General features: G+C 64.5%; 22 protein-coding genes and 1 pseudogene. 12 read left to right on the forward strand and 11 right to left on the reverse strand.

Annotation, left to right across the window (positions count from 1 at the left end):
- Positions 1-281 precede the first annotated feature (281 nt).
- Together ACCQ15_RS19490 and speA are read right to left on the reverse strand one after the other, a co-directional pair.
- Positions 282-452 (reverse strand): hypothetical protein, encoded by a 171-nt coding sequence (locus ACCQ15_RS19490; protein WP_008574856.1) that lies wholly within the window; start codon positions 450-452, stop codon positions 282-284.
- 137 nt (positions 453-589) lie between these two features.
- Positions 590-2,476, reverse strand: coding sequence for an arginine decarboxylase (gene speA / locus ACCQ15_RS19495; RefSeq protein ID WP_039417250.1), 1,887 nt, complete (start codon positions 2,474-2,476; stop codon positions 590-592).
- A 237-nt stretch (positions 2,477-2,713) separates the two neighbouring features.
- On the opposite strand from speA, the gene speE reads away from it, so the two are divergent.
- Positions 2,714-3,571, forward strand: a complete 858-nt coding sequence (speE, locus tag ACCQ15_RS19500) for a polyamine aminopropyltransferase (protein WP_071118209.1) — start codon at positions 2,714-2,716, stop codon at positions 3,569-3,571.
- A gap of 367 nt (positions 3,572-3,938) precedes the next feature.
- Here the strand turns inward: speE and ACCQ15_RS19505 are convergent, their stop codons facing one another.
- Positions 3,939-4,550 (reverse strand): PH domain-containing protein, encoded by a 612-nt coding sequence (locus ACCQ15_RS19505; RefSeq protein ID WP_218557977.1) that lies wholly within the window; start codon positions 4,548-4,550, stop codon positions 3,939-3,941.
- 184 nt (positions 4,551-4,734) lie between these two features.
- Positions 4,735-5,553, reverse strand: coding sequence for a hypothetical protein (locus ACCQ15_RS19510; RefSeq protein ID WP_372168254.1), 819 nt, complete (start codon positions 5,551-5,553; stop codon positions 4,735-4,737).
- A gap of 543 nt (positions 5,554-6,096) precedes the next feature.
- Between ACCQ15_RS19510 and ACCQ15_RS19515 the strand changes: the two genes are divergently transcribed.
- Entirely contained in the window at positions 6,097-6,753 is a 657-nt protein-coding gene (locus ACCQ15_RS19515; protein WP_008574844.1) for an RIO1 family regulatory kinase/ATPase domain-containing protein, read from the forward strand.
- 203 nt (positions 6,754-6,956) lie between these two features.
- Here the strand turns inward: ACCQ15_RS19515 and ACCQ15_RS19520 are convergent.
- Both ACCQ15_RS19520 and ACCQ15_RS19525 read right to left on the reverse strand, forming a co-directional pair.
- Positions 6,957-8,940, reverse strand: a pseudogene (locus ACCQ15_RS19520) (glycoside hydrolase family 84 protein).
- Positions 8,941-9,417: 477 nt separating this feature from the next.
- Positions 9,418-9,792: a P-II family nitrogen regulator gene (locus ACCQ15_RS19525; protein WP_280304390.1), complete on the reverse strand. Its 375-nt coding sequence runs from the start codon at positions 9,790-9,792 to the stop codon at positions 9,418-9,420.
- Between the two features lie 153 nt (positions 9,793-9,945).
- Between ACCQ15_RS19525 and ubiK the strand changes: the two genes are divergently transcribed.
- From ubiK to ACCQ15_RS19540, 3 genes are all read left to right on the forward strand, one after another.
- Positions 9,946-10,224: a ubiquinone biosynthesis accessory factor UbiK gene (ubiK, locus tag ACCQ15_RS19530; protein ID WP_008574840.1), complete on the forward strand. Its 279-nt coding sequence runs from the start codon at positions 9,946-9,948 to the stop codon at positions 10,222-10,224.
- 15 nt (positions 10,225-10,239) lie between these two features.
- Positions 10,240-11,760, forward strand: coding sequence for a YifB family Mg chelatase-like AAA ATPase (locus tag ACCQ15_RS19535; protein WP_008574838.1), 1,521 nt, complete (start codon positions 10,240-10,242; stop codon positions 11,758-11,760).
- Positions 11,761-12,099: 339 nt separating this feature from the next.
- A complete protein-coding gene (locus tag ACCQ15_RS19540) occupies positions 12,100-12,609 on the forward strand; it encodes a lipocalin family protein (RefSeq protein WP_372380957.1) in 510 nt (169 codons plus the stop codon).
- Positions 12,610-12,832: 223 nt separating this feature from the next.
- Here the strand turns inward: ACCQ15_RS19540 and ACCQ15_RS19545 are convergent, their stop codons facing one another.
- Positions 12,833-13,009, reverse strand: coding sequence for a hypothetical protein (locus tag ACCQ15_RS19545; protein ID WP_372380958.1), 177 nt, complete (start codon positions 13,007-13,009; stop codon positions 12,833-12,835).
- A 379-nt stretch (positions 13,010-13,388) separates the two neighbouring features.
- On the opposite strand from ACCQ15_RS19545, the gene ACCQ15_RS19550 reads away from it, so the two are divergent.
- Entirely contained in the window at positions 13,389-14,951 is a 1,563-nt protein-coding gene (locus ACCQ15_RS19550) for an EAL domain-containing protein (RefSeq protein WP_136732921.1), read from the forward strand.
- 63 nt (positions 14,952-15,014) lie between these two features.
- On the opposite strand, the gene ACCQ15_RS19555 is transcribed toward ACCQ15_RS19550, so the two are convergent.
- Complete coding sequence (locus tag ACCQ15_RS19555; protein ID WP_136732922.1) at positions 15,015-16,136, reverse strand: fatty acid desaturase family protein; 1,122 nt, start codon at positions 16,134-16,136, stop codon at positions 15,015-15,017.
- 9 nt (positions 16,137-16,145) lie between these two features.
- Positions 16,146-17,222, reverse strand: coding sequence for a ferredoxin reductase (locus ACCQ15_RS19560; protein WP_014091301.1), 1,077 nt, complete (start codon positions 17,220-17,222; stop codon positions 16,146-16,148).
- A 92-nt stretch (positions 17,223-17,314) separates the two neighbouring features.
- On the opposite strand from ACCQ15_RS19560, the gene fabR reads away from it, so the two are divergent.
- The 4 genes from fabR (at position 17,315) to ACCQ15_RS19580 (ending at position 23,034) form a co-directional block, all read left to right on the forward strand.
- Positions 17,315-17,962 carry an HTH-type transcriptional repressor FabR gene (gene fabR, locus ACCQ15_RS19565; protein ID WP_008574825.1) on the forward strand — a complete coding sequence of 216 codons (648 nt, stop codon included), beginning with the start codon at positions 17,315-17,317 and terminating at the stop codon, positions 17,960-17,962.
- A gap of 1,663 nt (positions 17,963-19,625) precedes the next feature.
- The gene (locus ACCQ15_RS19570) at positions 19,626-20,750 is read left to right on the forward strand and encodes a slipin family protein (protein ID WP_303401452.1); all 1,125 of its coding nucleotides are present in this window, start codon (positions 19,626-19,628) and stop codon (positions 20,748-20,750) included.
- Positions 20,751-20,804: 54 nt separating this feature from the next.
- Positions 20,805-22,028, forward strand: a complete 1,224-nt coding sequence (locus ACCQ15_RS19575; RefSeq protein WP_372380959.1) for an RtcB family protein — start codon at positions 20,805-20,807, stop codon at positions 22,026-22,028.
- Positions 22,029-22,233: 205 nt separating this feature from the next.
- Positions 22,234-23,034, forward strand: coding sequence for a hypothetical protein (locus ACCQ15_RS19580; protein ID WP_372380960.1), 801 nt, complete (start codon positions 22,234-22,236; stop codon positions 23,032-23,034).
- 266 nt (positions 23,035-23,300) lie between these two features.
- Here the strand turns inward: ACCQ15_RS19580 and ACCQ15_RS19585 are convergent, their stop codons facing one another.
- Together ACCQ15_RS19585 and ACCQ15_RS19590 are read right to left on the reverse strand one after the other, a co-directional pair.
- Complete coding sequence (locus ACCQ15_RS19585; RefSeq protein WP_057681258.1) at positions 23,301-24,170, reverse strand: alpha/beta hydrolase family protein; 870 nt, start codon at positions 24,168-24,170, stop codon at positions 23,301-23,303.
- Positions 24,170-25,264, reverse strand: a complete 1,095-nt coding sequence (locus ACCQ15_RS19590) for a DUF3182 family protein (protein ID WP_014091306.1) — start codon at positions 25,262-25,264, stop codon at positions 24,170-24,172. Before ACCQ15_RS19590 ends, ACCQ15_RS19585 begins: the two co-directional genes overlap by 1 nt.
- Before the next feature lie 655 nt (positions 25,265-25,919).
- On the opposite strand from ACCQ15_RS19590, the gene ACCQ15_RS19595 reads away from it, so the two are divergent.
- Together ACCQ15_RS19595 and ACCQ15_RS19600 are read left to right on the forward strand one after the other, a co-directional pair.
- Positions 25,920-26,201, forward strand: coding sequence for a hypothetical protein (locus ACCQ15_RS19595; RefSeq protein WP_003486531.1), 282 nt, complete (start codon positions 25,920-25,922; stop codon positions 26,199-26,201).
- 43 nt (positions 26,202-26,244) lie between these two features.
- Positions 26,245-26,520 carry a hypothetical protein gene (locus ACCQ15_RS19600; RefSeq protein ID WP_029820617.1) on the forward strand — a complete coding sequence of 92 codons (276 nt, stop codon included), beginning with the start codon at positions 26,245-26,247 and terminating at the stop codon, positions 26,518-26,520.
- Positions 26,521-26,568 lie beyond the last annotated feature (48 nt).

Below are 26,568 nucleotides of genomic sequence, written 5' to 3' on the forward strand. Positions count from 1 at the left end.
AATCACGGAAATCGCGTGATACCTAAAATTTTTTCACTGAAGTGTGATTTGAACTAGTGTTCTGCATGCATACATCCGATCAATTTCCGCGCCGCATCCGGCGTAGGGCATGGCCGACGATACGCATGGGCTTCAAGGCGAATATGCGCGCACCACGGCAGATAAAAAGCCGCATTGAATAAGACCAATTCCAAATCAGCGTTGCCGGAATTAGGGTATTCGGCAAATCACTTCAGGAGAAAAAAGACGCGTTCAACGCGTCTGCCTCGACAAGCGCACGATCACGCGATGGTCGCCTGATTGTCATCGGCATGCAGCACAAACGCGCGAAAAGCGTGAGTCGAACCGATCGACGGCGTCGCGCAAGGTAAGCGCAGGCGCTCTTGCTCGATGCGACGAAGCAGGTCGACTTGAAGTGCGAGATCGCACCCGACGTCGGCGCGATGGCGCATCGACGTGTTGCAGAACCTGCAGCGTCCATGCCGGTGATGTCCCTGCTGCTGCAAGCGGCGCTCGCGGCAGGAGCGCGTGCAAGATGGGCCATGTCGCGCACAGCCAGCGCTGCGGCCCAGCCGCAGCGCACTGCGGATCAGCTCAGCGGCTCGTCGGACAGATAGGTGTAGCCGGTCAGCCCCGCTTCCAACGCAGCGCCGAGTTCCTGCGCCCGCTCGGGCGACAGATTTGCGGCAGCAATGCGCTCGGCATAGGTGGCACGCAGCGTGTCCAGCTGATAGCCCACGTAGTCCAGCATCACGTCGGTGGTATCGCCGCGGCGCTGCTGTGCGATGCGATAGCCATCGCGATTCACCACGACTTCCACCGCATCGGTATCGCCGAATAGGTTATGGATATCACCCAGGATTTCCTGGTAGGCGCCCACCAGGAAGAAACCGATGCGATAGCTCTCGCCGGCATTCAAACCATGCAGCGGCAGCGAGCTGTCCAGGCTTTCGTTCTCGACATAGGTCTTGACCATGCCGTCGGAATCGCAGGTCATGTCGGCGATGATGCCGCGCCGCTGCGGCGCTTCGTTCAAGCGCTCGATCGGCACGATCGGGAACACCTGATCGATCGCCCACACGTCCGGGATCGATTCGAAGACACTGAAGTTGACGAAGTACTTGTCCACCAGCCGCTCGTTGAGCTCATCCAGCACCGGGCGATGGCTCTTTTCATCGAAGCTCAGGCGTGCGCGCACGCCATGTGCGATGGCGTAGAACAGATCGTCGATGCGCGCGCGCTGCGGTAGGTCGATCTGGCCCAGCGCATACGCGCTCAAACCTTCGGCATGGAAATGCTGGGCTTCCTGGAACAGCTCCACCGCCGGGCGCACATCGAGCTCGTCATGGATCTCGCGCAGGTGGCGGATCGCGGCCGGCTCATCGTCGTGCGCAACCGGCACTCGGCCTTCCGGCGCCTGCTCCACTTCCGACACGTTGGCGATCAGCACCGCATGGTGCGCCGTCATTGCGCGCCCGCACTCGGTGACGATGCGCGGCGGGGCCAGGCCATGCTCTTCGCAAGCGCTGGCCAACGGCTGCACGATGTTGCTGGCATACGAGTGCAGGCCGTAGTTGATCGAGCAATAGCTGCGCGAGCGAGTGCCTTCGTAATCGATGCCCAGGCCGCCGCCCACGTCCACATGGCTGATCTTTGCGCCCAGGCGCGAGAGCTCCACGAAATAGCGCGTGGCCTCGCGCATGCCGTTGGCGATGTCGCGCACGTTGGAAATCTGCGAGCCCATATGGAAATGCAGCAGGTTCAGGCTGTCGGCGTACTCGGTGTCGCGCAGCGTCTTCCACAGGTCCAGCACCTGGCGCGGCGAGAGACCGAACTTGGCCTTGTCGCCACCGCTGTTCTGCCACTTGCCCGCGCCCAGCGAGGCCAGGCGCATGCGCACGCCCAGGCCGGGCTTGACGTCCAGCGCGCGTGCTTCTTCCAGCACCAGGGTCAGTTCGGAGGGCTTTTCGATGACGATGAAGGTCTGCAGGCCGAGTTTGCGGCCGATCAGCGCCAGGCGGATGTATTCGCGGTCCTTGTAGCCGTTGCACACGATCAGCCCGCCCGGACGCGACAGCGCCAGCACCGCCATCAGCTCGGGCTTGCTGCCCGCTTCCAGCCCGAAGCCCTCACCGTGGTGACCGGCCAGGGTGCCGGCCACGCCACGATGCTGGTTGACCTTGATCGGATACACCGCCGTATAGCCGCCGGCGTAGTCCCACTCCGACTGCGCCTGCGCAAACGCTGCCTGCAGCTTGCCCAGGCGCTGGCCCAGGATGTCCGGGAAGCGCACCAGTAGCGGCAGCTTGGCACCGGCTGCGCGCGCGGCATCCACCACCTCGGGCAGCGACACCGCCGGGCCATCGGCGGTCGGGGTGACCACCACGTGTCCGGCAGCGTTCACATCGAAATACCCGTCGGCCCAATGCGGGATCGAATAGGTCTTGCGGGCTTGGTCGAGGGACCAATCGCTCATTTCGCTGTCTCGGCTGGAATAAAAAAGGGCGTGAAGTGTAACGCCTGGCATGCGCAGGGTCCGTTACAATCCGCGCCGACTTCACGCCCCGCTCCTGGTTGGAGCGGGGCCGAGCAAGGGTCAGCCGCCGTGCAGTTTGACTGCACGGGGCTGCACCCGACCCTCATCCGGCGCTTTGCGCCACCTTCTCCCGCCGGGAGAAGGAACTGCCCGCTTCTTTTCGATTAGGACGTCCGCATGAGCACCAACGACAACTGGTACATCGAACACTTCCAGCCGACCGGCTCGGCGATCGGCTTCCGCGTCAGCGGCAAGCTGGACGAGGTGCAGTCCCCGTTCCAGAAGATCGAGATCTACCAGACCACCGATTGGGGCAAGCTGATGCTGATCGATGGCGCGGTGATGCTCACCAGCCGCGACAATTTCTTCTACCACGAGATGATCAGCCACCCGGCGCTGTTCACCCACCCCGCGCCCAAGCGCGTGGTGATCATCGGCGGCGGCGACTGCGGCACGCTGCGCGAGGTGCTCAAGCACCCGGGCGTGGAAAGCGCCACCCAATGCGATATCGATGAGCAGGTCACCCGCATGTCGGAGAAGTATTTCCCCGAGCTGTGCGATTCCAACCACGACACGCGCGCCGAACTGCTGTTCGACGACGGCGTGGCCTATATGGCCAATTGCCCGGCCGGCAGCGTGGACATCGTGATCGTCGATTCCACCGACCCGGTCGGCCCGGCCGAGGGCCTGTTCAACAAGGCCTTCTACGAAAGCTGCTTCAAGGCCTTGAAGGACGACGGCATCCTGGTGCAGCAGTCCGAATCGCCGCTGGCGCTGCTGGACCTGATCAACGAAATGCGCACCGAAATGGGCAAGGCCGGCTTCCAGTCGTTCAAGACCCTGCCGTTCCCGCAGCCGTGCTACCCCACCGGCTGGTGGAGCGTGACCATGGCCAGCAAGCAGGCCAACGCCGATTTCGCCTTCCGCCAAGCGGACGCGCAGGCCAAGGGCTTCGACACCTTGTACTACACCGCCCACTTGCACACCGGCGTGCTGGTTGCCCCTCCGTTCGTGGCCAAGGCGCTGGGCGAGTAATCGCGGTTGGCCGAGCATCGCCGGCAAAAAGCGCAGACGACATTCGTTGAATCGTGGCGCTTGGATGGACGTGGCGGGTTACGGCAGCCGGCCGCGCCCGCTTGGCGATAAGCCCGGCCGGTTTGCTGGTTTTTTCGCGTGACATGGCCTGCGTGCTTACAGCGCGCGGGCTGATGCATTCGCACCGATCAGGCTGCCGTGGTCGCGCGGCGCTGCTGGAGCGTGAGGCCAGTGCGCGGCCAGCAGCCTTCTGGCGCGGCGATCCACCGACAGCGCCGCCGTGCGATGGACGCGTCAGTTGCTGCGTCACTGCGATCCATGGGCCGACGTAGTTGAAGCCGACCGATGCGCGGATGTCCTGCGCACGCTATAAGCGCGCCAGCACCTCTGTCTTCTTGGCGTCGAATTCGTCCCGCGTGATCAGCCCCGCATCCAGCAATTGCTTGAGCTTGCTCAGCACCTGCACCGGATCGTCGATTGCAGGAACGGCACTGGCTTGCAAGGGCACTGCTGCGCCGTGCGCACCAGGCGCATGCACCACCACGCCACCGGCCGCCGCGCGCAACTTGTCGATCTCCAGCTGCTGGCGCTGTTCGTAGGCGGATTCTTCCACCTGCTGCGCATAGGCGTACACGCGTCGCGCCTGTTTCTTGGGCAGGCTGTCGATGGATGCGTAGGCACCCTGCGTGGTGCGGCACATGATGGTGGCTCCGAGCATCTGTTCGCTCATGTGCACATCGAGCACCTCGCGCCAGGGGAAATCGCGGAAGGTCATGCCGAGCAGCTTTGGGTAGACTACGATGAAGCGGCGGTTGGTCAGCACCACCGCATCCGGCGACAGGTTCATCACCATCTTCTTCTGCACGGCGATGTACTCGACCTGCTCGTCGCGGGTCAGCAACTCGGTGATCTTGGGCAGGATCTTGCCCACCGCCACCGGGTCCTGTTCGTCTGTCAAGAACTGCGCCAATGCGTCCATCTGCCCTCGCCCATGGCTGAATCAGTGCGTTGACCAAGACACTACAGCAAGCCGCATGGATGGCTGTGCAATGCCGATGACCGTTTGCGGTGCAGCTTCAAATGGATTGCCGTCCGCGGCATCGCGCTGCATGCCGCGTGACGGGGAAGGGTGAGCGCTGCTGCCCGCCCTTCGACATCGCTAGTTAAAAGCGGACTTCCACTACTGCGTTCAGTACCTCTGCACGGTTGATGGTGGTGTCTTGGGCATAGTCGTAGTAGTCATTGGCGTAGACGTAGTTGGTGTACATCGCGCTCACGCTCGCATGCTTGCCGATATCGACGCCCAGGCCGAGGCTTGCGTAACCACCAAAGATTTCGTCGCTCATGTCTGCGACCTCGGCATACCATGAGCCGAGGCGGACTACCGCGAACAGCGGAGTGTCACCAAAATTGAAACGTGCCGTACCCCCGATGCCGCCAAATTTCACTGCGGGGATAAAGACATCGTCGGTTGTATCGCCGCGTTCCAGGCGTCCAATCGATCCCTCAAGTCCGATCAACGTGACCGAGCCAGCACGCCAGCGATAGCCGGCGCTGAGGCCAAGCATGTCTTGCTTATAGCCACTGAAAACCTCACCTCGACCACGCTGCACGCCGATGAACGCGCCCCTTTCAATGCGCGATTCCTCCACCCGTGTGTAGCGCGCTGCGGGGACAGGCGCTGCAGGGTAAGCAGCGGCAGGCTGAACTGCCACCGCCTCAGTCTGCTCGGTCACCGTAGTAAACCCGCCGGACGCACCAGGTTGGCCGCCGCTTCCACCGACGGCGGCCGGCGCTCGGCCAACGCCCGCTTGCGCCGGGCGCGAGGATGGCGCTGCAGGCGCGGTGGCGCCCTGGGTGCCGGTCTGCTGCTTTTGCTGTTGACGGTAGCTGTCCCAGCCGCGCGACAACGACTGCGCCGAGGCCTGAGCCGTGACGCCGAACGCCGTGCAAGCCAACAGCACTGTTGCGGTCCTTTTCATTGCATCCCCAATGAGTCGTACTCCATCGTTTCCGCATCCTTGCGCACGCAGGTGGCACCTGACGGCGTCTGGAAGTGGCGCAGTTGCGGTCGCATTCGGAGGCGCACCCGGCATCACCGGATGTCGTACGACATCGATGCAGGCGACGCTCGAAGAGCGTGCCTGTGTTAACGCGTGCTGCAGCCCCCTGACTGCAGCCGGCACAGTGTCTGGAGTCTCAATCGCTGTTAAGAAGCGGCGTGACCGCTACCGCACTCGGGTTGCGCTGATAGTGCCTGTCTTGAGGCAGGACGCAACGCTGGCGGGACGACACCATGGCCTGGAGTGGCAGGTCTGCATGCATTCGCTGGCACATGCCGATTCTGATGGGGTCCGCCAAACACCTGATTCCAAAAGCTGTTCCACTCCCGGAACATTTCATTTGTTAGATAAATATAATTTCCATACTCACAAGTTCTAAAATTGGGCAGACCGATCCTCGCGATCACCGTGAACCTGCGCAACGCGTGACAGCTCCGCGCCGCCAAGGTCTGGAGAACTGCCATGCACTACCAGCCGCTGGACGTGTCCAGCCTGCACCTCGTCACTCCCGTTCTGCTCAAGCAGGGCACCCGGCTGCTCGAGCCGGACGTCTACCGCACCCATGTGAACGGGCAACCGGCAGTGGTCAAGGACTACGGCCGCTATCGCCGCACGCTGTTGTCGCCGATCGCCCGGCTCATGGTGCGCCACGAGGCCAGGATGCTGCGGCAGTTGCAGGGTTGGCGGCATGCACCGGCCTTGCTCGGCACGCTGGGCGGGCTGGCGCTGGGCATGGAATTCATTCCAGGCGACACGCTCAGCGCCAGCACCGTCGTGGGCCAGGAGGTCTTCCAGCAATTGCAGCAGGCGCTGCGCCGGCTGCATGCGTTCGGCATCACCCATAACGATCTGCACGGCACCAATGTGGTGGTCAGTGCCGGCGTGCCGGTGCTGATCGATTTCACCTCCGCGTGGCGATTTCCGCGCTGGCTGCGGCGCGGCACGCTGGCGCGTCAGCTGCAGCGCAGCGACGTGGCCAATTTTCAGAAAATGCGCCAGCGCCTTGCCGGCATCGCACCGACTGCCGACGAATCGGCCCGCAGTGCCGAACCGCGCTGGGTGCATGCGATTCGCAGCGGCTGGAAGCGGCTATATCGGCGTTTGAAAGGCAAGGCGTGATCAGCGCTGCTGGCTAACGGCGGCTGGGCACACCGTTACGCCCAGCTACTGCGCTGATGTCGTCGGTTTGATCTGCAGCACAGACGTCCTTCGAGCGCGCCATGCCGGGTGCTGCGATGCAGTGGCAATGGCGCTCCCCCATTTGCAGGCACAGCGACGCGAGCAATTCCCGATGCGCGTCGCTGTGTTATTGCACTCCCCCATCACTTTGCTGCTGCCGAGTCGGCAACCGCCGGCACGCGATAGGCGATCAAGCGCGGCGCTTGCGCGATGAAGCGGTCGAGCACGCCGTCAGCGAGCTTGACCGGACCGCCGAAGCGCGTGGCGCCGGGAATCGTTGGGATCTGGCTCGCGACGCGCGATCGCAGCCGCCTCGGCAAACAAGGCCGGCGCCTGCGTGTGGCCGCGATTTGCCGCATCCAGCCCGGCTGCCGTCTTCCGCAGGGCCTGGCCCCAATCTTCCATTGCCTCCAGCCAGGGGCGCGATTGCTCGGCAAAGCCCTTGTCGGCGACGCCGTCGCGGATGATCCGCGGTGCGGCAGCCAGTTCGTCGGCAGCGCGTGCCAGTTCGGCAATCGCCTGCGCGCGCGTTGCCGCATCGCCAAGCGCGATTGCCTCGCGCACATGATCGAGCACGGCCTTCAAGCGTGGAGCCTGTTCCTGCCACGGCTGGCTGCCAAAGGTTGGCGCCAGATGCTGGGTGTCGAAGAAGGTCAGCAGGGCCGCAGCCACGCGCGCATCGCCGCCGGCCAGATCGCGCGCCGCCGCATGCCAGGTGCGTTGCGCGTCGTAGTCTTTGTCGTTCCAGGCGAACGCGGTCACACCCATCACCGCGACGCGGCTGGGCGCTTCCTGGTTCATCGGGTTGGAGACGATGCCCGACAACTCGGCCGACAGACCCGCCTCGCGCCGCGCATACGGCGCCATCAGCAGGCGCCCGGCCGACGTTTCGAAATCGTTGACCGGGTAGTTGTCCCACAACAGCGTCTTGCGACCGAACGCCTTGGTGGCCGCGCGCGCATCGGGAATGGAAATGGCCGGCGGCACCACATCGGTGCCGGTCCACTGCACCACGATCTTCGGGTCGAGATGCTTGCGCAAGGCTTCCTTGTACGGGCTCTCTTTGGCGTCGTAGTACTCGGTCGGCACCATGATGAGTTCAGCGGCCGCATCGTGGCGCGCGACCAGATCGGCCTGCACCAGATTGAGCAGATGCGACTGCGCGATACCGGCCGCCTGCGCGCCGGACTCGCCGAAGGTGGTCTTGTCGCGTTCGCAATTCCACTTGGTGTATTCGATATCGTCCAGCGCCACGTAGAAGCTGCGCACGCCCAGCGCACGGAACGCATCGAACTTGCGCAACAAGGCCTTGGCATCGGCCGGATCGGAGAAGCACACGGTGGGGCCAGGCGAAATCGCATAGACGAAATCGACGTGATTGCGCTTGGCGGTAGCGGCCAGCTGGCCAAGCGCCTTCAAGGTCGCCCTCGGGTACGGCTCGCGCCAGCGATCGCGCGCGTAAGGGTCGTCCTTGGGGCTATAGATAAAGGTGTTGGCCTTGGTACGGGCGAGGAAATCGATGTGCTTGCTGCGATCGCTCATCGACCACGGCGCGCCGTAGAAGCCTTCGATGGTGCCGCGGATCGGCATGGCCGGGTAGTCCTGGATCGTCAGCGTCGGGATGGCCGGCCGCTCGACCAGCTGCCGCAGCGTCTGCGCCGCATGGAACAGGCCATCGTCGTCGTGGCCGGCCAGCGTGATCAGGCTGCCGCGATCGAGCGCAACGCTGGCCAACGTGTAGCCTTCCTTATGGGTGTCCTGGGTCGCCTTGCTGCGCGTCAGCGCATCGCGCACCACTGCCGCATCGCCGGTGCCGAGCACGATGTGCGGGCGGTCCAGCGCGGCAGGCAGGCGTGTGGCGGTCGCAATCTTGGTGACGCCGGCGCTGTCGAGAATGCGGCGCACCAGCGCCACCGTGGCCTTGTCCGCGCCAGGGGCGACCACCAGCACCACCGAGCGGCCCAAGGTCACGGTTGCGCCATCCAGCGTGATCGAGACCGGCGTCGGATAGATCGCCGGCTGGGTGACCGGTTCGGTCACGGCCTGTGCCAACGCCGGAGCAGCCAGGCCCAACGCCACCAATACCGAAAGCAGGCGCACGCCCGGCGTACTGTTGCGTGGCTTCATCTCGAACTCCGGTATTGGAATGGTATTACGCCCTAGAGTAGGCAAGTCGGGCGGCGGCGACAAGCGCGGCCGGGATTTCCATTCTGGCCAGCGCTAGGCTGCCGCGCGGTGACTTCAGCCTGTTTCTGCATCGCAATCCAGAAAGGTGCGGCAGCGATACATGGCGGTATTGAAATGGTATGAAAAGTGGGGCGTTTGCGCCTGAGATAGGCCTGGCGCGGATGCACCCAGCCGTGCATCAGCCGCGGTGATGCGCGCCACAGCCGACGCAGTCAGCGCACGTTGCGCGCCGCAGAACTTGGACGGTCGGGTTCCTGTGAGTCGTGCAATGCCTGCAATGCGCCTGATCCAGCGCCACTAGCTGCGGTGCTGGCTCAGCAATACGTGGCCCGGGCATCGTCGTTGCGCCGGCAGAGGGCAGCAAACCCCTCACCACCCACCGCACATCCGGCAAGCAGCGGGCGCCGCGTTGCGAACCTACAGCGCGTCGCTATCCAGCTCGCCGGTACGGATGCGTACCACCGTGCCCAGGTCGTACACGAACACCTTGCCGTCGCCGATCTTGCCGGTACCGGCCGCCGCGACGATCGCCTCGACCACCCGCTCGGCCTGGTCGTCGGTCACCGCCACTTCGATCTTCACCTTGGGCAGGAAATCGACCACGTATTCGGCGCCGCGATAGAGCTCGGTATGGCCTTTCTGCCGGCCGAAGCCCTTGACCTCGGTCACCGTGATGCCCGCCACCCCGCAGCCGGCGAGCGCTTTGCGCACATCGTCGAGCTTGAACGGTTTGACGATGGCCATGATCATTTTCATCGGTGCAGGTCCCAGGGCATGACGGCCGCGCAGCATACCGTGGACGGGCGCAACACTCATCCAACCGCGCGCCGCCATCACCGCGGACGACAGCCGAATGGGACTATCCTTACCGCCTGCCGACTGCCTTGCCGATGTCCCGCGTGTCCCGGCCTGCACTAGGCTTCCTACGGACCTGCGGAGAACACCATGATCGATTTCAACCAGCTCGACGACCTTGCCCGCCGCCTCAGCGACCTGGTGCCGCCGGGCCTGCGCCAATCGCGCGAAGAACTGCAAAGCACCTTCAAGGGCGCGCTGCAGGCCGGCCTTGGCAAGCTGGACCTGGTCACCCGCGAAGAGTTCGACGTGCAGCGCGCGGTCTTGCTGCGCACCCGCGAAAAACTCGACGCGCTGGAGCAGACCGTCGCCGCACTGGAGGCGCGCGCGCCCGGCACGCCACCCGCTGCACCGCCCACCATCCCCTGACCGAAGGCCACCACCATGAGTCTGGCGCTGGTGCACAGCCGTGCCCGCGTAGGGGTGCATGCGCCTGAGGTTCGGGTGGAAGTGCATCTCTCCGGCGGCCTTCCTTCCACCCAGATCGTGGGCCTGCCCGAAGCGGCAGTGCGCGAATCGCGCGAACGCGTGCGTGCCGCCCTGCTGTGCGCACAGTTCGAATTTCCCGCCCGGCGCATCACCATCAACCTGGCACCGGCCGATTTACCGAAAGAAGGCGGCCGGTTCGATCTGCCGATCGCCCTCGGTATCCTGGCTGCCAGCGGGCAAATCGACCGCCAGGCCCTGGCCGATTACGAATTCCTCGGCGAGCTTGCGCTGACCGGCGAGCTGCGCGGCGTCGACGGCGTGCTGCCCGCGGCGCTGGCGGCCGCGCAGGCCGGACGACGGCTGATCGTCCCGCTCGCCAACGGTGCCGAAGCGGCCATCGCCGGACACGTCGAAGCCTTCACCGCGCGTACCCTGCTGGATGTCTGCGCGACGCTCAACGGCAGCCAGAAAGCGCCCGCCGCCGAGCTGGCAGTGCAGGCGCTCGGCGCCCGCGCCCTGCCCGACATGGCCGACGTGCGCGGGCAACCGCACGCCCGCCGCGCGCTGGAGATCGCCGCTGCCGGTGGGCACCACCTGTTGCTGGTCGGCAGCCCTGGCTGCGGCAAGACCCTGCTGGCCTCGCGCCTGCCCGGTCTATTGCCCGAAGCCAGCGAAGCAGAAGCACTGGAAACCGCTGCGATCACCTCGATCAGCGGCCGTGGGCTGGATCTGGCCCGCTGGCGGCAACGCCCCTACCGCGCCCCGCACCACACCGCCAGCGCAGTGGCCCTGGTCGGCGGCGGCACGCACCCGCGCCCCGGCGAGATCTCGCTGTCTCACAACGGCGTGCTGTTCCTGGACGAATTGCCCGAGTGGCAACGGCAAACCCTGGAAGTGTTGCGCGAGCCCTTGGAGTCGGGCGTGGTCACGATCGCGCGCGCGGCACGCAGCGTGGATTTTCCGGCGCGCTTTCAATTGGTCGCCGCCATGAATCCCTGCCCGTGCGGCTGGGCAGGCGATGGCAGCGGGCGCTGCCGCTGCAGCAGCGACAGCATCCGTCGCTACCGCAGCCGCATCTCCGGCCCGTTGCTGGACCGTATCGATCTGCATGTCGAAGTGCCGCGCCTCCCTCCGCAGGCGCTGCGCAGCGGCAACCTCGGTGAAGACAGCGCCAGCGTGCGTGCCCGCGTGGTCGCCGCGCGACAGCGACAGCTTGCACGCGGTGCGCTGCCCAATGCGCAACTGGACCAGGCCGACACCGACCGCCATTGCCGCCTGCAACACGACGATCAGGTGCTGCTGGAGCGCGCCATCGAACACCTGCAGCTGTCCGCACGCTCGATGCATCGCATCCTGCGCGTTGCGCGCACCATCGCCGATCTCGACGACAGCCCAGACATCGCCACACCCCATCTCACCGAAGCGATCGGCTACCGCAAACTGGATCGTGCGCTTGGCACCGCCAGCGCGGCGTAGCGTGCTCGGCAGGTCGACAGGCGCGCGCGATTCGCACGCCATCCGCTGGCGTGACACCTTGGTACCGCAAAGCGCCCGCATTGTCAGGGCATCGTTTCGGTTTCGGTGTCGATGTCGGTGCGCAACCTCATTCGCCGCCACGGAGTTCATCGGATGCAGCCAATTGATCGCTCGCGCGGCATCGGCCCACGAGCGACATCGTGCCAACCGGCCGTGCGCACCGAGCCGGTGCCCTCGCGGACGCCCGCCCTCGCTGCACGACCGCTGGCGCCACATCCCAACATGCATTTCATGGCGCTACACGTACAACAGGCGCCACTCCATTGTGCAGAGGCCTGTATGAGCCACCATCCCGAACTCGCCACGGTCCCTTCGCTGGATCTGAATCGCTACCTGGGCACGTGGTACGAAATCGCCCGCCTGCCGACCCGCTTCGAGGATGCCGACTGCACCGATGTGTCGGCGCACTACACCCTGGAAGAGGACGGCAGCGTGCGCGTCCAAAATCGCTGCTTCACCGCGGAAGGCGAGCTGGAAGAAGCGATCGGCCAGGCGCGCGCCATCGACGACACGCACAGCCGCCTGGAAGTGCCCTTCTTGCCCGAAGGTCTGCGCTGGATCCCTTTCACCAAGGGTGACTATTGGGTGATGCGCATCGATGCCGATTACACCGCTGCACTGGTCGGCAGCCCGGATCGCAAGTACCTCTGGCTACTGGCACGCTTGCCGCAGCTGGACGAAAACATCGCCCAGGCCTATCTGGCGCATGCGCGCGAACAGGGCTTCGACCTGGCGCCACTGATCCACACCCCGCATACCGGGCGGCTGACCGAGCAACCGCTTCCGTAGGCGACCCCGGCTGGTTGGGGAACTGGTCAAACCGGCAACGGCAGCACCGTCGCGCCTGCGACCCCGGTCGCATCGAGGCACCGACCAAGGGACGACAGGCACGCGATGCTCTCAACGACCAGCCAGACGACAGTCGCCCACCGACGCAATCGCCATGTCCACGGCCATGGCGACCCAGCGCACTGGCCTAGCCGTTCCATCGCGCAGGCCAGCGCTCGTCCTCTCAATCGTCGAGCGTGCCGAGATCCCTGGCAGCGGCCTGTGCACCTTCCAGGCTGTCGAAGGCCACGCCGGTATCGCCGACCACGTACTTGATCAGCTCGCCGTCGCGTGTTGTTTCCTGCATCTTGAAGATCGGCACCGCATCGGTGCCGCCGACGCGTTCTTTCTGCGTTGTCATGCGTGATTCCTCCAGTGAAAGCGCCTTGCGTGGGACCGGTGTCCCGCCGCTCCCGGGCGGGAGCGCAGACGATCCGACCGTAGCGCGGTAGTGCGTGCAGTGGCGTGAATCCGCAGGCGGCCCCGACTGCCAGGATGCGACGCAGGACGATCGGAAAAAAATCACAGCCGCTTCGCTCCGCAAACGCGCGCAATGCACGCGTGTGTCGTACATTCGCGACGTGCAGCCTCATCAATCAATGCCGTGCGTCACCAATCGCTACGTGCGCCGTTCGCGCGTACCCGGTTGGCGTGCACCTTCCATCTGCCCAAGCCTGCGCTGGCGGCATTTCTCGAGGAGCCATGCGTGAACCGGCAGCACAGCCGTCGCAGGTGGTGAGGTGAAGCGCCAACGCATCATCAGTGTCACCGTGCTGCTGGTGTTGCTGAGCGCAACGCTGCCGATCGGCCTGTCCTACTACCTGGCCTGGCGGCTGGCCTTGGCGCGCGAAGAGGGCAGGCTGAGCCAGCTGGCTGCGCTGTCGATCCGGCGCACTGAAACCGCCTTCGACGAGGCGCATGGGGCATTGTTGAGCATGGCCGCCTCGCGGTTGCCACCGTGCTCGCCTCCGCACCTGGCACAGATGCGCGCCCTGGTGCTGACCAGCCACTACATCGTCGAGCTGGGACGGTTTCAACAAGGTCGCCTCAGCTGCACCTCATGGGGCCAACTGCGCAATACCATTCCGCAGCGCACCGCCGATTTCGTGGTCAAGCGCGGCATCGCGGTGACCACGCGGCTGCTGCCGTTGGCCAATCCGCAGCGTCCGCTGATGGCGCTGCAACTGGGCGACTACAACGCCCTGATCAACCCCGACACGCTGGCCGACATCAATATTCCGCCTGGCCTGCAACTGGCGATCGGCACGCCGGACGGGCAGATCCTCAGCAGCACCGGTACCGCCGCCGAACGCTTGCTGACCGACCCCCCAGCCACGCGTGAGCCGGGCGAGCTCTTGCTGTCGCAGGTGTTGTTCGGGCGCGACCGTCGTGGCGACTGGGCCGCGGTGGTCACCGAACCGGTGGCCTATCTGCGCGGGCCGCTGGCGGCGGCACGGTTGCAGCTGGTACCGGTCGGCATTGCAGTGGCGCTGCTGCTGGTCGGTGCAGTGCTGTGGGTCTCGCGGCGGCGGCTGTCGCCACTGGCGCGGCTGGAGATCGCCGTGCAGCGTGGCGAGTTCATCGTGCACTACCAACCGATCATCGCGCTCGACAGCGGTGCCTGCGTCGGTGCCGAAGCGCTGGTGCGCTGGCAGCAGCCCGACGGCGTGCTGGTGCCGCCGGACGCCTTCATCCCGCTGGCCGAACAAAGCGGGCTGATCCTGCCGATCACCGATCTGGTGGTGGCCGAAGTCATCCGCGAACTCGGCCCCACCCTGGCCGCCGATCCAGCGCTGCACGTGGCCATCAATGTCTCCGCCGACGACATCAAGAGCGGCCGCGTGCAGGGCGTGCTGGCGCAAGCGTTGCGGGGCACCGGCGTAGACAGCGGCCAACTGTGGGTGGAGGCGACCGAACGCAGCCTGATGGACATCGATGCGGCACGCACCACCATCACCCATCTGCGCGGTGCCGGCCACACGGTCTCCATCGACGATTTCGGCACCGGCTATTCGAGCCTGCAGTATCTGCAGGGCCTGCCGCTGGACGCGTTGAAGATCGACAAGTCGTTCGTGGATACCATCGGCACCCACTCGGCCACCAGCGCCGTGACCGCGCACATCATCGAGATGGCCAAGACGCTACGGTTGCGCACCATCGCCGAAGGAGTCGAGCGGCAGGAACAGCTCGATTATCTGCGCGCCCATGGCGTGGATCTGGCGCAGGGCTGGCTGTTCTCGCGCGCATTGCCGGCCACTGGTTTCATCGCCTACTACGCACAGGCACGCAGCGCGACGCAGTGAACCGGCAACAAAAAGGCCGCCATCGGCGGCCTTTCGATGTCGATCATGCGTTGCGCAATCCGATCAAGCGCCCTGCAATGCAGCGCTGCTCTGCCGCACCGGCTTGGGCCGGCTCGGGAAGGCGTGGCGCACGATTCGCCACATCACCTGGCCGAACTGGCGCGGCAGCGAGCCGGTGTTGTAGTGCTGGCCGTAGCGCGCACAGACCTGCTTCACTTCGACAGCGATCTGCGCATAGCGGTTGGCCGGCAGGTCCGGATAGAAGTGATGCTCGATCTGGTGGCTCAGGTTACCCGACAGCACGTTCATCAGCTTGCCGCCGGTCAGGTTGGACGAACCACGCAGCTGACGCAGATACCAGTGGCCACGCGATTCGTTGCGGATGGATTCCTTCGGAAACACTTCCGCATCGGCCGTGAAGTGGCCGCAGAAGATGATCACGAAGGTCCAGATGCTACGCAGCACGTTGGCCGTCAGATTGCCCAGCAGCACGGTCAGGAAGAACGGGCCGGCCAGTAGCGGAAATACGATGTAGTCCTTGAGCATCTGGCGGCCCATCTTGCGGCCGACCGGCAGGAACGAGGCACGCAGTTCGGCCGCCCTCATCTTGCCGGCGAACCAACGGCCCAGGCGCAGGTCCTGGATCGCCACGCCCCATTCGAACAGCAGCGCGAACACCACCGCAATGAAGGGCTGCAGCAGGTAGAACGGGCGCCAGCGCTGCTCGGGGAAGATGCGCAGCAGGCCGTAGCCGATGTCGTCGTCCATGCCGCGCACGTTGGTGTAGGTGTGGTGCTTGAAGTTGTGCGTCTTGCGCCAGTTGTCGCCGGTGGCAACGATGTCCCACTCGTAGGTGTTGCCGTTGAGCTGCGGGTCGCCCATCCAGTCGTACTGGCCGTGCATGACGTTATGGCCCAGCTCCATGTTCTCCAGGATCTTGGACAACGCCAGCAGCAGCACGCCGGCGATCCATGCCGGAACCAGCACGCTGTGCACGAACGCACCCAGGAACAGCAGCGCACGACCGGCCACGCCGGTCCAGCGCACGGCGGCCACGATGCGGCGGATGTAGCGCGCATCGGCGGCGCCCACCTGGCTCAGCACGCGCGCGCGGATGGCATCGAGTTCGTCGCCGAAAGACTGCAGTTCGGCAGCGGACAGGGCACGGTTATGGACTCGGCTCATGAAGATTCCTTACAGATCCAGGATCAGGTCAGTGCTTGGCGCACTAATGCACAGGCGCACCTGTGCGGTGGGTTCGTTACTGCGTTCACCGGTGAGCAGGTGCCGGGTGGTGCCGGATTGGCGCGGGCAGGCGCAGGTGTTGCAGATGCCCATGCGGCAGCCATGTTTGGGCCGCAGGCCTTGCGCTTCCAGCCCTTCCAGCAGCGACTGGCCGCGCGGCAGGGTCAGGGTACGGCCGCTGCGTGACAGTTGGACCTGCACCTGGCCGGTCTCGGCCTGGTCCAGTGCCGGCACGCTGAAGGCTTCGGCCTGAAATGCAGCCACGCGTCCCTGCAGCCGTTCGCGCGCGGCCTGCACAAAACCACCCGGCCCGCAGGCCATCACATGGCGCTGCTCCAGCGCGGCAATGTGGTCCAACGAATAGGTGTCCACGCGTTCTGCAGGAGTCTCGCCTTCGCGGGTGGTCAGCAGTTGCACACGCAGGCGCGGATGCGCCGCGGCCAGCGCGGCGAATTCGTCGACGAAGCAGGCTTCGTCGCGCTGGCGCACCCAATACAGCAGGTCCACGTCCATCGGCATGCCGGCTTGCGCGGCGGCCTGCAGCAACGCACGCATCGGCGTGATGCCGGAGCCGGCGGCCAGCAGCAGGAGCGGGGTAGGCGTGGTCGGCAGCAGCATGTCGCCGAAGGCCGGGGCCAGCGAGACCACCGTGCCCAAGGCCGCATCGTGCGCCAGGAAGCGGCTCACCAGCCCACCCTCGATCGCCTTGACGGTGATCGCCAGCCGGCCGTCGGCCTGCACCGTGGGGCTGTAGCTACGCAACAGCCGGCGGCCGTCGATCTCCACGCCCAGGCTCACGTGCTGGCCGGCCTGCAGGCCGCGCCAGTGGCCGTTGGGCTGCAACACCAGGGTCACCGCGTCCCGGCTGGCCGGGGTGCGCTGGACCAGCCGCGCCATCGGCTGTTCCAGCGTCCACAACGGGTTGAGCCGGGTTGCCCAGAAATCGAACAGTTGCGGCGACACCAGTCGGCGCGCCAGGCGTGCCGGCAGCGGGGACTTGGACTTACGAGGAGATGCCAGGTTCATGGGCCGCACTATACGCATGCATGCACACCCGTGTATACACTTGTATATTGCCAGAGGGGCTATGATTCAGGCCCACGCCCGGCTGCAGCCCCATGACCTCTATCGCCCTGCCTTCCCACGACGCGCCGCCGTCCCGCAAGCCGGCGATTTCACGGGAGGATCTCATCGCTGCAGCGCTGTCCTTGATTGGCCCGCACCGTAGCCTGTCCACGCTGAGCCTGCGCGAAGTGGCACGCGAGGCAGGCATCGCGCCGAACAGCTTCTATCGCCAGTTCCGCGACATGGACGAGCTCGCCGTGGCCTTGATCGATCGGGCCGGGCGTTCGCTACGCACCATCATCGGCCAAGCGCGCCAGCGCGCGACCTCCACCGACCGCAGCGTCATCCGTGTCTCGGTCGAAGCCTTCATGGAACAGCTGCGCGCCGACGACAAGCTGCTGCACGTACTGCTGCGCGAAGGCGCGGTGGGCTCGGACGCCTTCAAGCAAGCGGTGGAGCGCGAACTCACCTATTTCGAAGACGAGCTGCGCGTGGACCTGATTCGCCTGGCCGCGGCCGACAACGCCAAGCTGCACGCGCCTGCCCTGGTGTCCAAGGCGATCACCCGGCTGGTATTTGCGATGGGCGCGGTGGCAATGGATTCGCCACCGGAAAAAGATCCCGAGCTGATCGAGCAGATCTCGCAGATGCTGCGCATGATCCTGACCGGCGCGCGCACGCTGGGCACCCACGCAGGCTGATTGTCTGCACTGACGTTGGCGCGCGCGCTGGCGTGCGGGCGGAAGGAGCACCGCAGGCGGTCAGCGTCGTGCCGAATCACGGATCTTCAAAGACGTGGCGGGCGCGGCATCGCTCTTGCGAGCCACTCTGATCCAACACTTCAGGCCATCCTGCGTGACTGGCGACATGCGGGCGCACACAACGCGCGGTGACGTGTCGTCCCTCTGTCATCGGCACAGAGGCGAAACGGCCCGCAGCATCGATGCGCGACGAGCGATGCCTCGCCCAATGCGACGCATGCGGCATCTGGGCAAAAACTCTAGCTGCCGCCCCATTCTCTCGAAGCGATGGAAGCGCTGCAGGCGAAGGCTTACATGGCCTACAAATCCACAAGGCTGCAGGCCGCGTGAGCGCGTCCAGTGTCCGCGTGGACATGGGGCGCGGGCTGCACCGGCCAACAGCGCGCCGCTTGAATTGCATGTCGATTGCTCGCCGCGCGCAGCGTCGGCTCGCCTGGTCCTGAATTTCGAAATCGTGGCATCGCTTGTGCCGACCATTCCACGCAATGGCTCTCGCCTGCTGCCGCGACGCGATTTTGATTCTGTTTCCGACGACCGACTCCGACCACCAGAGAGATAATCCAGAACATAATTGCATAAAGTGCTTGCATCGCTAAAAAGACACGGGTAATGTTCGCGCCCTCGGCAGCCACGTCTGCACTTTTACCCAATCGGCCTCATGTCCCTGCTCAACTCCGCCACACTCAACCGACTGCCCAGCGCCCACCGCGCGGCATCGTGTGTGCGCACGAAGAAAGCAGACGTGCGCATCACCCTCTTCGACTGATGTCCTGACAAGGAGATCGGTCACCCGATCTCCGAGGCAAGCGAACGCCCTCGGATGCAGCATCCGGGGGCGTTTTCGTATGCGTTCGCACCGACTCTTGTGGATGACCCTCCAGGTACCCGGGCATGGATTTCCCGACAACACGGACGTTGCACGCGAACAGGCGTCAAAGCGCTATGTGCCGGGCACGGGTGGCGCGTGGTCATGCGCATACAAGAATTGCCGTTTGAATAAAACGGTAATCAGAAACATTGCGAAAGATATTCAGCGGCCTGGAGTTTATTCCAGCTGGTGCGCGCGGCAATGCCGTGGCGTATACCGAACTCTTTTTCATGTTTCTCGTTACGGGTATCGGCTCCTGGTGGAGCGGCGGCGCAAGCCGTAGGCCTGGTTCAATTCCGGAATACCCACCACTGGATAGCTCAATTGGTAGAGCAGCAGATTTGTAATCTGTTAGTCGCGGGTTCGAATCCCGCTCCATGCATGACCTTTTCGGTCATTCCTCGGGACGCAAGTCCCTTTACGGAAACGCCCATGCCGCAGGCAAACAGGCAAGCCATCGCCTGACTGCCTGCAGCAGCGGCGCCCCTGCCGGGCCTTTGTCCTGAACGCGCGTGCTGCGCCGTTCGCTGCCGTTATGCAAGACATCGCACCGCATCAGCCACGCACTTGCAGGCGCCAACAGCGCATTGCGCCCCGCACGGCCGCCGTCACGGGCGTTTCCACCCTTCAACGCCGCGTTGCATCGGCACACGTTCCGCCAGCAGTCCGATCCGGGCGGCGGAACGCTTGCATTCCCGGATCGGACCACCAGAGCCAAACCTAAGGAGAAGTGCCATGTTCTGGACCAAGAGGGTCGTGATCGGTGACGGCGAGCGCGGCCTGGTGTATCGCAATCGTCGGTTCGAGCGGGTGCTCGTCCCCGGCGTCTATCGCCTGTTCGACCCGTTGGGTCGCAGCGAGGTCATCGTCCACGCCATCACGCAAGGCGCCTATATGGGCCGCGATGCGGAGATGCTGATCGATACGCTCGGCAGCACCCTGCCGCAACACTTCGTGCTGGCCGACATCGGCACCGCGCAGGTCGGCTTGCTGATCCGCAACGGCAAGCTCGAGGACGTGCTGCCACCGGGCACACGCACGCTGTACTGGCGTGGTCCGGCGGCAATCGAGGTGCAGACCCTGCCATTGGGCGATGGGCTGCAGGTGCCCACCGATGTGCAGCGCAGGCTGCGTCAGCTCGGCACGCTGTCGCGTCTGGCGGTCTGCATGGACGTGCCAGCCGAGTCGCAAGGGCTGGTGTTCGTCGACGGCAAGCTGTTTGCACCGTTCGGGCCGGGGGCGTATGCGTTCTGGAATTTCCAGAAGAACATCACCACCGACGTGATCGATCTGCGCGTGCAGTCGGTCGAAGTGTCCGGGCAGGAGCTGTTGACGCGCGACAAGGTGTCGTTGCGCGTCAACCTGGCCGCCAGCATGCGCGTCACCGATGCGGTGGCAATGCGCACGCGCGTGGCGAAGGCCGGCGATTACCTGTATCGCGAGTTGCAGTACGGCTTGCGGCGCGCGGTCTCGTCCAAGACGCTGGACGAGTTGTTGGGCGACAAGGCCTGCCTGGATGCGGATATCTTCGGGTATGTGCGCGGCAGCGTGAGCGGCTTCGGCATCGAGGTGCTGGGCGTCGGCGTCAAGGACGTGATCCTGCCGGGCGAGATGCGCGAGATCCTCAACGCGGTCGTGCAGGCGGAGAAGCAGGCGCAAGCCAACGTCATCCGTCGGCGCGAAGAGGCCAATGCCACGCGCTCGTTGCTCAACACTGCCAAGTTGATCGAAGACAGCCCGGTGCTGATGCGTTTGAAGGAACTGGAGGCGCTGGAAAAGGTCACCGAAAAGATCGACAAGCTCACCGTGTTCGGCGGCCTGGATGGCGTGCTGAAGCAATTGGTGACGATCAGGCAATGAAGGCTGCGCGTGGCGGAAGGATCTGCCACGCACTGCCGCAAGGCAATGACAACAATGAGTACATCACAGCACTTTGAATTTCTGCATGCCGAGGGCAGCACCACCCCGATCAAGGGCTGGGTGCGCGGCGTGCCCCTGGAAGAGCAGGCGCATACGCAGCTGCGCAATATCGCGGCGGTACCGTTTGTCGGTCCGTGGGTAGCGGTGATGCCCGACGTACACCTGGGTAAAGGCGCAACCGTGGGCTCGGTCATTCCAACCCGTGGCGCGATCATCCCGGCGGCGGTCGGCGTGGATATCGGCTGCGGCATGGCTGCGGTGCGCACCACGCTGCGCGCCAACGACCTGCCCGACAATCTGGCGCAATTGCGCTCCAGCATCGAGCGCAGCGTGCCGGTGGGCAATGGACGTGGCGGCGAGCATCGCAAGCTGCCGGACAGCATTGAGACCCGCATTGCGCAGTCCGGGCTGGTGCAGCGTCTGGATGCGATCAAGCAGCAGCACAAGCGCATCCGTACCGACAAGCTGGACTGCCAGATCGGCACGCTGGGCGGCGGCAACCACTTCATCGAGATCTGCCTGGACGAAACCGATGCGGTATGGGTGATGCTGCACAGCGGTTCGCGCGGCACCGGCAACCTGATCGGCACGTACTTCATCGAGCGCGCGCGCGAACAACTGGCGCATCGCGTGTTGGGTTTCCATCTGCCCGACAAGGACCTGGCCTTCTTCATGCAGGGCGAGCCGTTGTTCGACGAGTACGTCGAAGCGGTGTCGTGGGCGCAGGATTACGCCAGCGAAAATCGCGAGGCGATGATGGCGCGCGTGCTGGCCGAGATGCGTCACCGCTTGCCAAAATTCCAGCTGGAAAAGCTCGCAGTCAATTGCCACCACAACTACGTGCAGATGGAAACGCACGCTGGTGAGGAATTGTTGATCACCCGCAAGGGCGCAGTGAGCGCTCGTGTCGGCGAGCTGGGCATCATTCCGGGCAGCATGGGCACGCGTAGCTACATCGTGCGTGGGTTGGGCAACGCCGACAGTTTCCACAGCTGCAGCCACGGCGCGGGGCGTGTGATGAGCAGGACCGCTGCACGCGCGCAGATCACCCTGGCACAGCATCGCCAGGCCACCGCACATGTGGAATGCCGCAAGGACGCGGCGGTGCTCGACGAGTCGCCTGCAGCGTACAAGTCCATCGATGCAGTGATGGCGGCGCAGCAGGACCTGGTCGAGGTGCTGCACACCTTGCGCCAGGTGGTGTGCATCAAGGGATAGAAAAGGGCCGCACCAGCGGCCCTCTTCGCTACAGACACGTTGCAAGTGCGAGTGAGCAACCTCATCCGCAATGCAATGCACAGTTCAGTCATGTCGCGATCGCGCTCACATCAAAGCACGCACGTTTCACTCTTGCGACGCCATCGTTGCGCCTCGTTCGCGGTCTGATCTACAGGGCGCATCCATCAGATAATCCGGAGGCGGTATGAGCAATCTTGACAAGCAGGAACGCAAGGAAGAAGCAAAGGACTTGAACCGCGACCCGATCTCCGGTGCGCCTGGTTCGCATCCGGTTGGCGTCGGTGTGGGCGGCATCGCCGGCGGTGCGGCGGCAGGGGCGCTTGCAGGCACGGTGTTCGGGCCGCTCGGCACCTTGATTGGTGCAGCGGCCGGCGTGGTTGCTGGCGCAGCGGCTGGCAAGGGCGTGGCCGAACGGCTCGACCCCACTGTGGAGACCGAATACTGGCGCCAGGAGCATCGCAACCGCCCCTACTACAAGGAAGGCACCGACTACGATCGCGACTACGCCACCGTCTACGGATTCGGTTTGCAGGCACGCGAAACCCGCCCGACCAGCACCTGGGAAGAAACCGAAGCCACGCTGGCCGGCGAATGGCCGCGTAACCGCGGGCAATCGCGCCTGGAATGGGATGAAGCCCGGCTTGCAGCACGCGATGCATGGGAGCGTGCGGACCGTACCCACACTGTCTATCGCGACAGCGACACGCATTACGCAGGCCGCTTCGACAGCGCCAGCTACCGCGATGTCGACTATTCGTACGACGACTATCGCCCGGCCTATCGCTATGGCATGCAGGCACGGCAGCAGCACGCCGGCCGCCAGTGGGACGACCACCTGGAACGCGATCTGGGCGATGGCTGGGACCGCTTCAAGGCCAATTCGCGCCTGAGCTGGGAAAAGGCCAAGCATGCGGTACGTGAGGCATTCGACTCGGATCATCACGATGCAGCGGCGCGCCGTCACCCGACCGACACGCGCGTCTAACGCGTGATCGCAGCGGCGCGGTCACAAGTGCCGCGGCCAGCGCACGACGTTGAACCAGAACGGGCCCACTCGGGCCCGTTCTGCGTTATGGAGTAATGCGGGTTCCTGCTCACTCGGCGGCGCTCAGAAAAAAGCAGTACCGAGATGATCTCAGGCTGACGAATCCACAAGGCAATCCGCGGGCCCACCGGGTCTTCAACACGCAGAAAGAAAAGAGCGACGCGTGCGCGACCCCATGGCTTTGCACGCCACGTTTTCCCGGATCACTACCCTGCGGTCTTCTCCACCGCACGGATGTCGCCGCGAAATACCGCAGTGGTCTGTTCCGACGGGGTCGCAGCAGCGCCCTGCTGATCCTTGAGCAGCTGCTTGCGCGTGGCCACCACCTCCTTGGCCAATGCAATGCGCCGGCCGACGACCATTTCGGTCAGCCAGTCGATCAGGGCACGCGTGTATTGCTGCTGGTGTTCCTTGATGCTGAGCGCATGGTCCGCGCCAGCGATGACACGCGATGTGAGCGAACGCGCCTGCACGAACGCGTGCGCATAATTGTGCAGCACCGGCTGCGGCACGATCGCATCGTGCTCGGCTTCCACCAACAGCACATCGCCCTTGTACTCGGCGCAGGCGGCCAAGGCGATGTTGTCTGCCGGACGCAGGCGCTGCTGCCGGTATGCCATCAGGTCCGGGTCGGCGTTGAGGCTGACCTTGGGTTGGTCCCAGTGGGCATCCTTGTAGAGCGCAGGCGAACGCAACGCCAGCCATTCCACCGAGCGCTCGCGCGTCAGCAATGCGGATAGATACCCACCGTAGCTCAGGCCGACCACCGCGATCGACTGCGCATCCACGTAGGGCAGACCTGCCAGTTGATCGTACGCAGCCTTGATGTCGTCCAGGTTCTGCGCGCGTGTCACGGTCTGGCGCATCGATGCGTAACCCTCATGCCCACGCAGATCGAAGGTCATGCAGATGCAGCCCAGGCCTGCTGCCTCGCGCGCACGTACCAGGCTGTGGTGCTGGCTGCCGCCCCAGCCGTGCACGAACAACACTGCAGGCATGCCTGAGGGCGTGAGCAAGGTGCCGCTGAGTGCGTCCTGGCCGACCGGAATGTCGATGCTGGAAAGTTTGGCTTCCATTACGTCGCAGAGATCCTCCTGTATTTGTAGCGCGGCCCTGGACCGGATTGGGTTGCGCGATAGTAGACCTGCGCATCGGCCGGCGGCTGGCCCTGATAGATTTCGTGTGTGGACGCCCTTACCCACTGCAATGCGGGATCTTGCTGAAAGGCGGCGATTGCAGCGAGTTCTGCCGGGGTTGCGCCACCGATTCGCCAGGATTGTTCCAGCACGCCGCATACCGGGACATCGCCAGCATCCTGACCGCTGACCACATCGTAGTTGCGGCGGGAAATCTGCAGCTCAGGATAAGCGGCGGTGACGCATCGATCGTACCTGCACGCCTGCTCGACCACCCGTCGCTCCAGCGAAGGTAAAGCTGTCGCCATCAGTGCCTCCAACGACCCGCGGTACACGCACAGCGACGAGCCGCCATACACGTCGCTGCCGTCCGCATCGGGCACGCTGCATTGCGTGCCGTAATACGCAATCTGGACGCCGGCAAGACACAACTCGCCTACGCTGTGCGTCGTTGGCTGCAAGATATTGCGTTCCAGCACGCCGCCATGCGTGCCTAGATAGGTATCGGGCAGGCTATCCAGTACCTGCGCCAGCTGCGATGTGTCGGCAATGCGCCATTGGTCGTTGCCGCCCACGCCGGTGGGCAGCTTCAGACGCACGTCTCCACCACCAGACAGCGCCTCGAACGCATGCATCGCATCCGGGCGAGAAAACGCGGTGTAGCCCGGCAGCGTTGCGGGAATCAGCGACATGGCCAGCGCCTGGTCCCAGCCCGCGGTGCTTGCCGCGTCGTCAGAAACCAGTGGGTGACCGATGACCTTGGTGGCCAGAAACGCATGCGGCACGATACCGCCGAGCAAGTCGCCGACGCCGTGGATGCCCAGCCCGCGTGCTTGCGCGGTAGTGAGCGTGTCGTCGGGTACGTGGAATGTTCCAACTTCGATCACGCCATCGCCAGCGACGCCGGCATCGGGCACGCCCAGCAGATGCGCGATCTCGCGACAGACCCATGCATGCGTTGCACGCTCGTGACCATGCTCGGGCACCATGCGCGTGGCATGCCCAAGCACCTGCCGATAGTGTGTCTGTGCCATGACATCTCCCCGTGCGGCGTGATCGCGCGTCGTTGCTGGCCCCGGTCGCAGCTGAGGGACGAGTGGCAGTGGGTGTCGCCGGAGCCTTACTTCAGTGCCAAATACAGGCCAAGCACAATCAGGAACACCACGATCAAACTGATGGCAATACGCCCACCGCGCAACTCCAACAAGGCATGCCACCACACGCGCGCTTCAGGTGTGCCGCTTGCATGATGCGGCTTACGGCTACGGGTCTCGCTGTCCTGCATCCTGGGTACTCTCGCTCCATTACGTCGCCGCCTACCTTAATGATCAGACGTTACACAGGTGTGGAGCGGTTCAGAATCTTCCGTGAAATGCGGCATTGCGAAAGCGATTTTGCCCGATCGGCGATCACCTGCCTGGTGTGATCAGGCCACGTTGCAGTCGTGACATCGAAACGCATGCGAGACCAAAGCGTCGCTTCGACCACACGGGTTCAAACGCGTCACTTGGTACGCATTGACCACATGCACGCATCTGCATGCATTGCGTGTAGATGCACTCGAACAATCTGACCAGTTAAGCGTGCAATGCACCGAAGTGCTGCAATGGTCGGGTTCGATGATCAATCGTTGACATACCCGCAGTTACTCTGCAGGTCAAGTTTGTTTATACCGGAACACCCCAAGTCATGAGCAGAGATCCATCCGTCATCGATGTACAGGCCGAAATCGCGCATTGGCAGGCGCGGCATGCCCAGGGCAACCTCGGCGCAGGCAAGTTCAGCGAGTTGTCCCCGGTGGTGAAAATGGCCTGCGATATCTACCTGCAAGCCCCGCGCTCGAGCGACCAGGAACGTCTGCGCCTATTTCGGGACCGCTTGGAGCACCACTTCATTTCATCCAGCACGCAGTCCAACTACGAACAGTTGGCAACCGATTGCTGGCAGCGCTTGGGCGCGCGCAATAGTTGAGTCCGCAGTATCGAGCAACATCTGTTTTTCATTGGAGATCGTCATGAAAACCCCGTATCAAGTGCAGCAGGAGCTGGAACGACTGGAGCGGTTGGTGCCGCACATCGTCAGCGACCAGGGCGACCGCGCGGAGGAAATCCTTGGCTTCCACGTGGCCAGTCTGTTGGGTAGCGCGCCGATCAGCGAACACGCGTTGATTCGCGAACGTACCGCTCGCATGGCACGTACCTGCCGCAGTGCGCAGGAGGCCGTGCGCGCACCCAAGGCGCCCGCCAGGCCATTGGGCATGGCGCCCGTCGCCCAGCCGCAGTGGGCCTGACCGACCTCCCCGGAGCCGCCTAGCGGCTCCTTTGCATTCCACCCCCGG

Source organism: Xanthomonas sp. NCPPB 1754 (assembly GCF_041475725.2).
Lineage (GTDB): Bacteria > Pseudomonadota > Gammaproteobacteria > Xanthomonadales > Xanthomonadaceae > Xanthomonas > Xanthomonas euvesicatoria.

What these genes read in the sequence shown, in the direction of transcription:
- speA (WP_039417250.1), bottom strand. Translation starts at nt 2,476, where the DNA reads ATGAGCGATTGGTCCCTCGACCAAGCCCGCAAGACCTATTCGATCCCG.
- ACCQ15_RS19505 (WP_218557977.1), bottom strand. Translation starts at nt 4,550, where the DNA reads ATGGACGCATTGGCGCAGTTCTTGACAGACGAACAGGACCCGGTGGCG.
- ACCQ15_RS19595 (WP_003486531.1), top strand. Translation starts at nt 25,920, where the DNA reads ATGAGCAGAGATCCATCCGTCATCGATGTACAGGCCGAAATCGCGCAT.
- ACCQ15_RS19580 (WP_372380960.1), top strand. Translation starts at nt 22,234, where the DNA reads ATGAGCAATCTTGACAAGCAGGAACGCAAGGAAGAAGCAAAGGACTTG.
- ACCQ15_RS19525 (WP_280304390.1), bottom strand. Translation starts at nt 9,792, where the DNA reads ATGCTGCGCGGCCGTCATGCCCTGGGACCTGCACCGATGAAAATGATC.
- ACCQ15_RS19515 (WP_008574844.1), top strand. Translation starts at nt 6,097, where the DNA reads ATGCACTACCAGCCGCTGGACGTGTCCAGCCTGCACCTCGTCACTCCC.
- ACCQ15_RS19600 (WP_029820617.1), top strand. Translation starts at nt 26,245, where the DNA reads ATGAAAACCCCGTATCAAGTGCAGCAGGAGCTGGAACGACTGGAGCGG.
- ACCQ15_RS19585 (WP_057681258.1), bottom strand. Translation starts at nt 24,170, where the DNA reads ATGGAAGCCAAACTTTCCAGCATCGACATTCCGGTCGGCCAGGACGCA.
- ACCQ15_RS19570 (WP_303401452.1), top strand. Translation starts at nt 19,626, where the DNA reads ATGTTCTGGACCAAGAGGGTCGTGATCGGTGACGGCGAGCGCGGCCTG.
- speE (WP_071118209.1), top strand. Translation starts at nt 2,714, where the DNA reads ATGAGCACCAACGACAACTGGTACATCGAACACTTCCAGCCGACCGGC.
- ACCQ15_RS19510 (WP_372168254.1), bottom strand. Translation starts at nt 5,553, where the DNA reads ATGAAAAGGACCGCAACAGTGCTGTTGGCTTGCACGGCGTTCGGCGTC.
- ACCQ15_RS19545 (WP_372380958.1), bottom strand. Translation starts at nt 13,009, where the DNA reads ATGACAACGCAGAAAGAACGCGTCGGCGGCACCGATGCGGTGCCGATC.
- ACCQ15_RS19535 (WP_008574838.1), top strand. Translation starts at nt 10,240, where the DNA reads ATGAGTCTGGCGCTGGTGCACAGCCGTGCCCGCGTAGGGGTGCATGCG.
- ACCQ15_RS19590 (WP_014091306.1), bottom strand. Translation starts at nt 25,264, where the DNA reads ATGGCACAGACACACTATCGGCAGGTGCTTGGGCATGCCACGCGCATG.
- ACCQ15_RS19575 (WP_372380959.1), top strand. Translation starts at nt 20,805, where the DNA reads ATGAGTACATCACAGCACTTTGAATTTCTGCATGCCGAGGGCAGCACC.
- ACCQ15_RS19490 (WP_008574856.1), bottom strand. Translation starts at nt 452, where the DNA reads ATGCGCCATCGCGCCGACGTCGGGTGCGATCTCGCACTTCAAGTCGAC.
- ACCQ15_RS19555 (WP_136732922.1), bottom strand. Translation starts at nt 16,136, where the DNA reads ATGAGCCGAGTCCATAACCGTGCCCTGTCCGCTGCCGAACTGCAGTCT.
- ACCQ15_RS19560 (WP_014091301.1), bottom strand. Translation starts at nt 17,222, where the DNA reads ATGAACCTGGCATCTCCTCGTAAGTCCAAGTCCCCGCTGCCGGCACGC.
- fabR (WP_008574825.1), top strand. Translation starts at nt 17,315, where the DNA reads ATGACCTCTATCGCCCTGCCTTCCCACGACGCGCCGCCGTCCCGCAAG.
- ubiK (WP_008574840.1), top strand. Translation starts at nt 9,946, where the DNA reads ATGATCGATTTCAACCAGCTCGACGACCTTGCCCGCCGCCTCAGCGAC.
- ACCQ15_RS19540 (WP_372380957.1), top strand. Translation starts at nt 12,100, where the DNA reads ATGAGCCACCATCCCGAACTCGCCACGGTCCCTTCGCTGGATCTGAAT.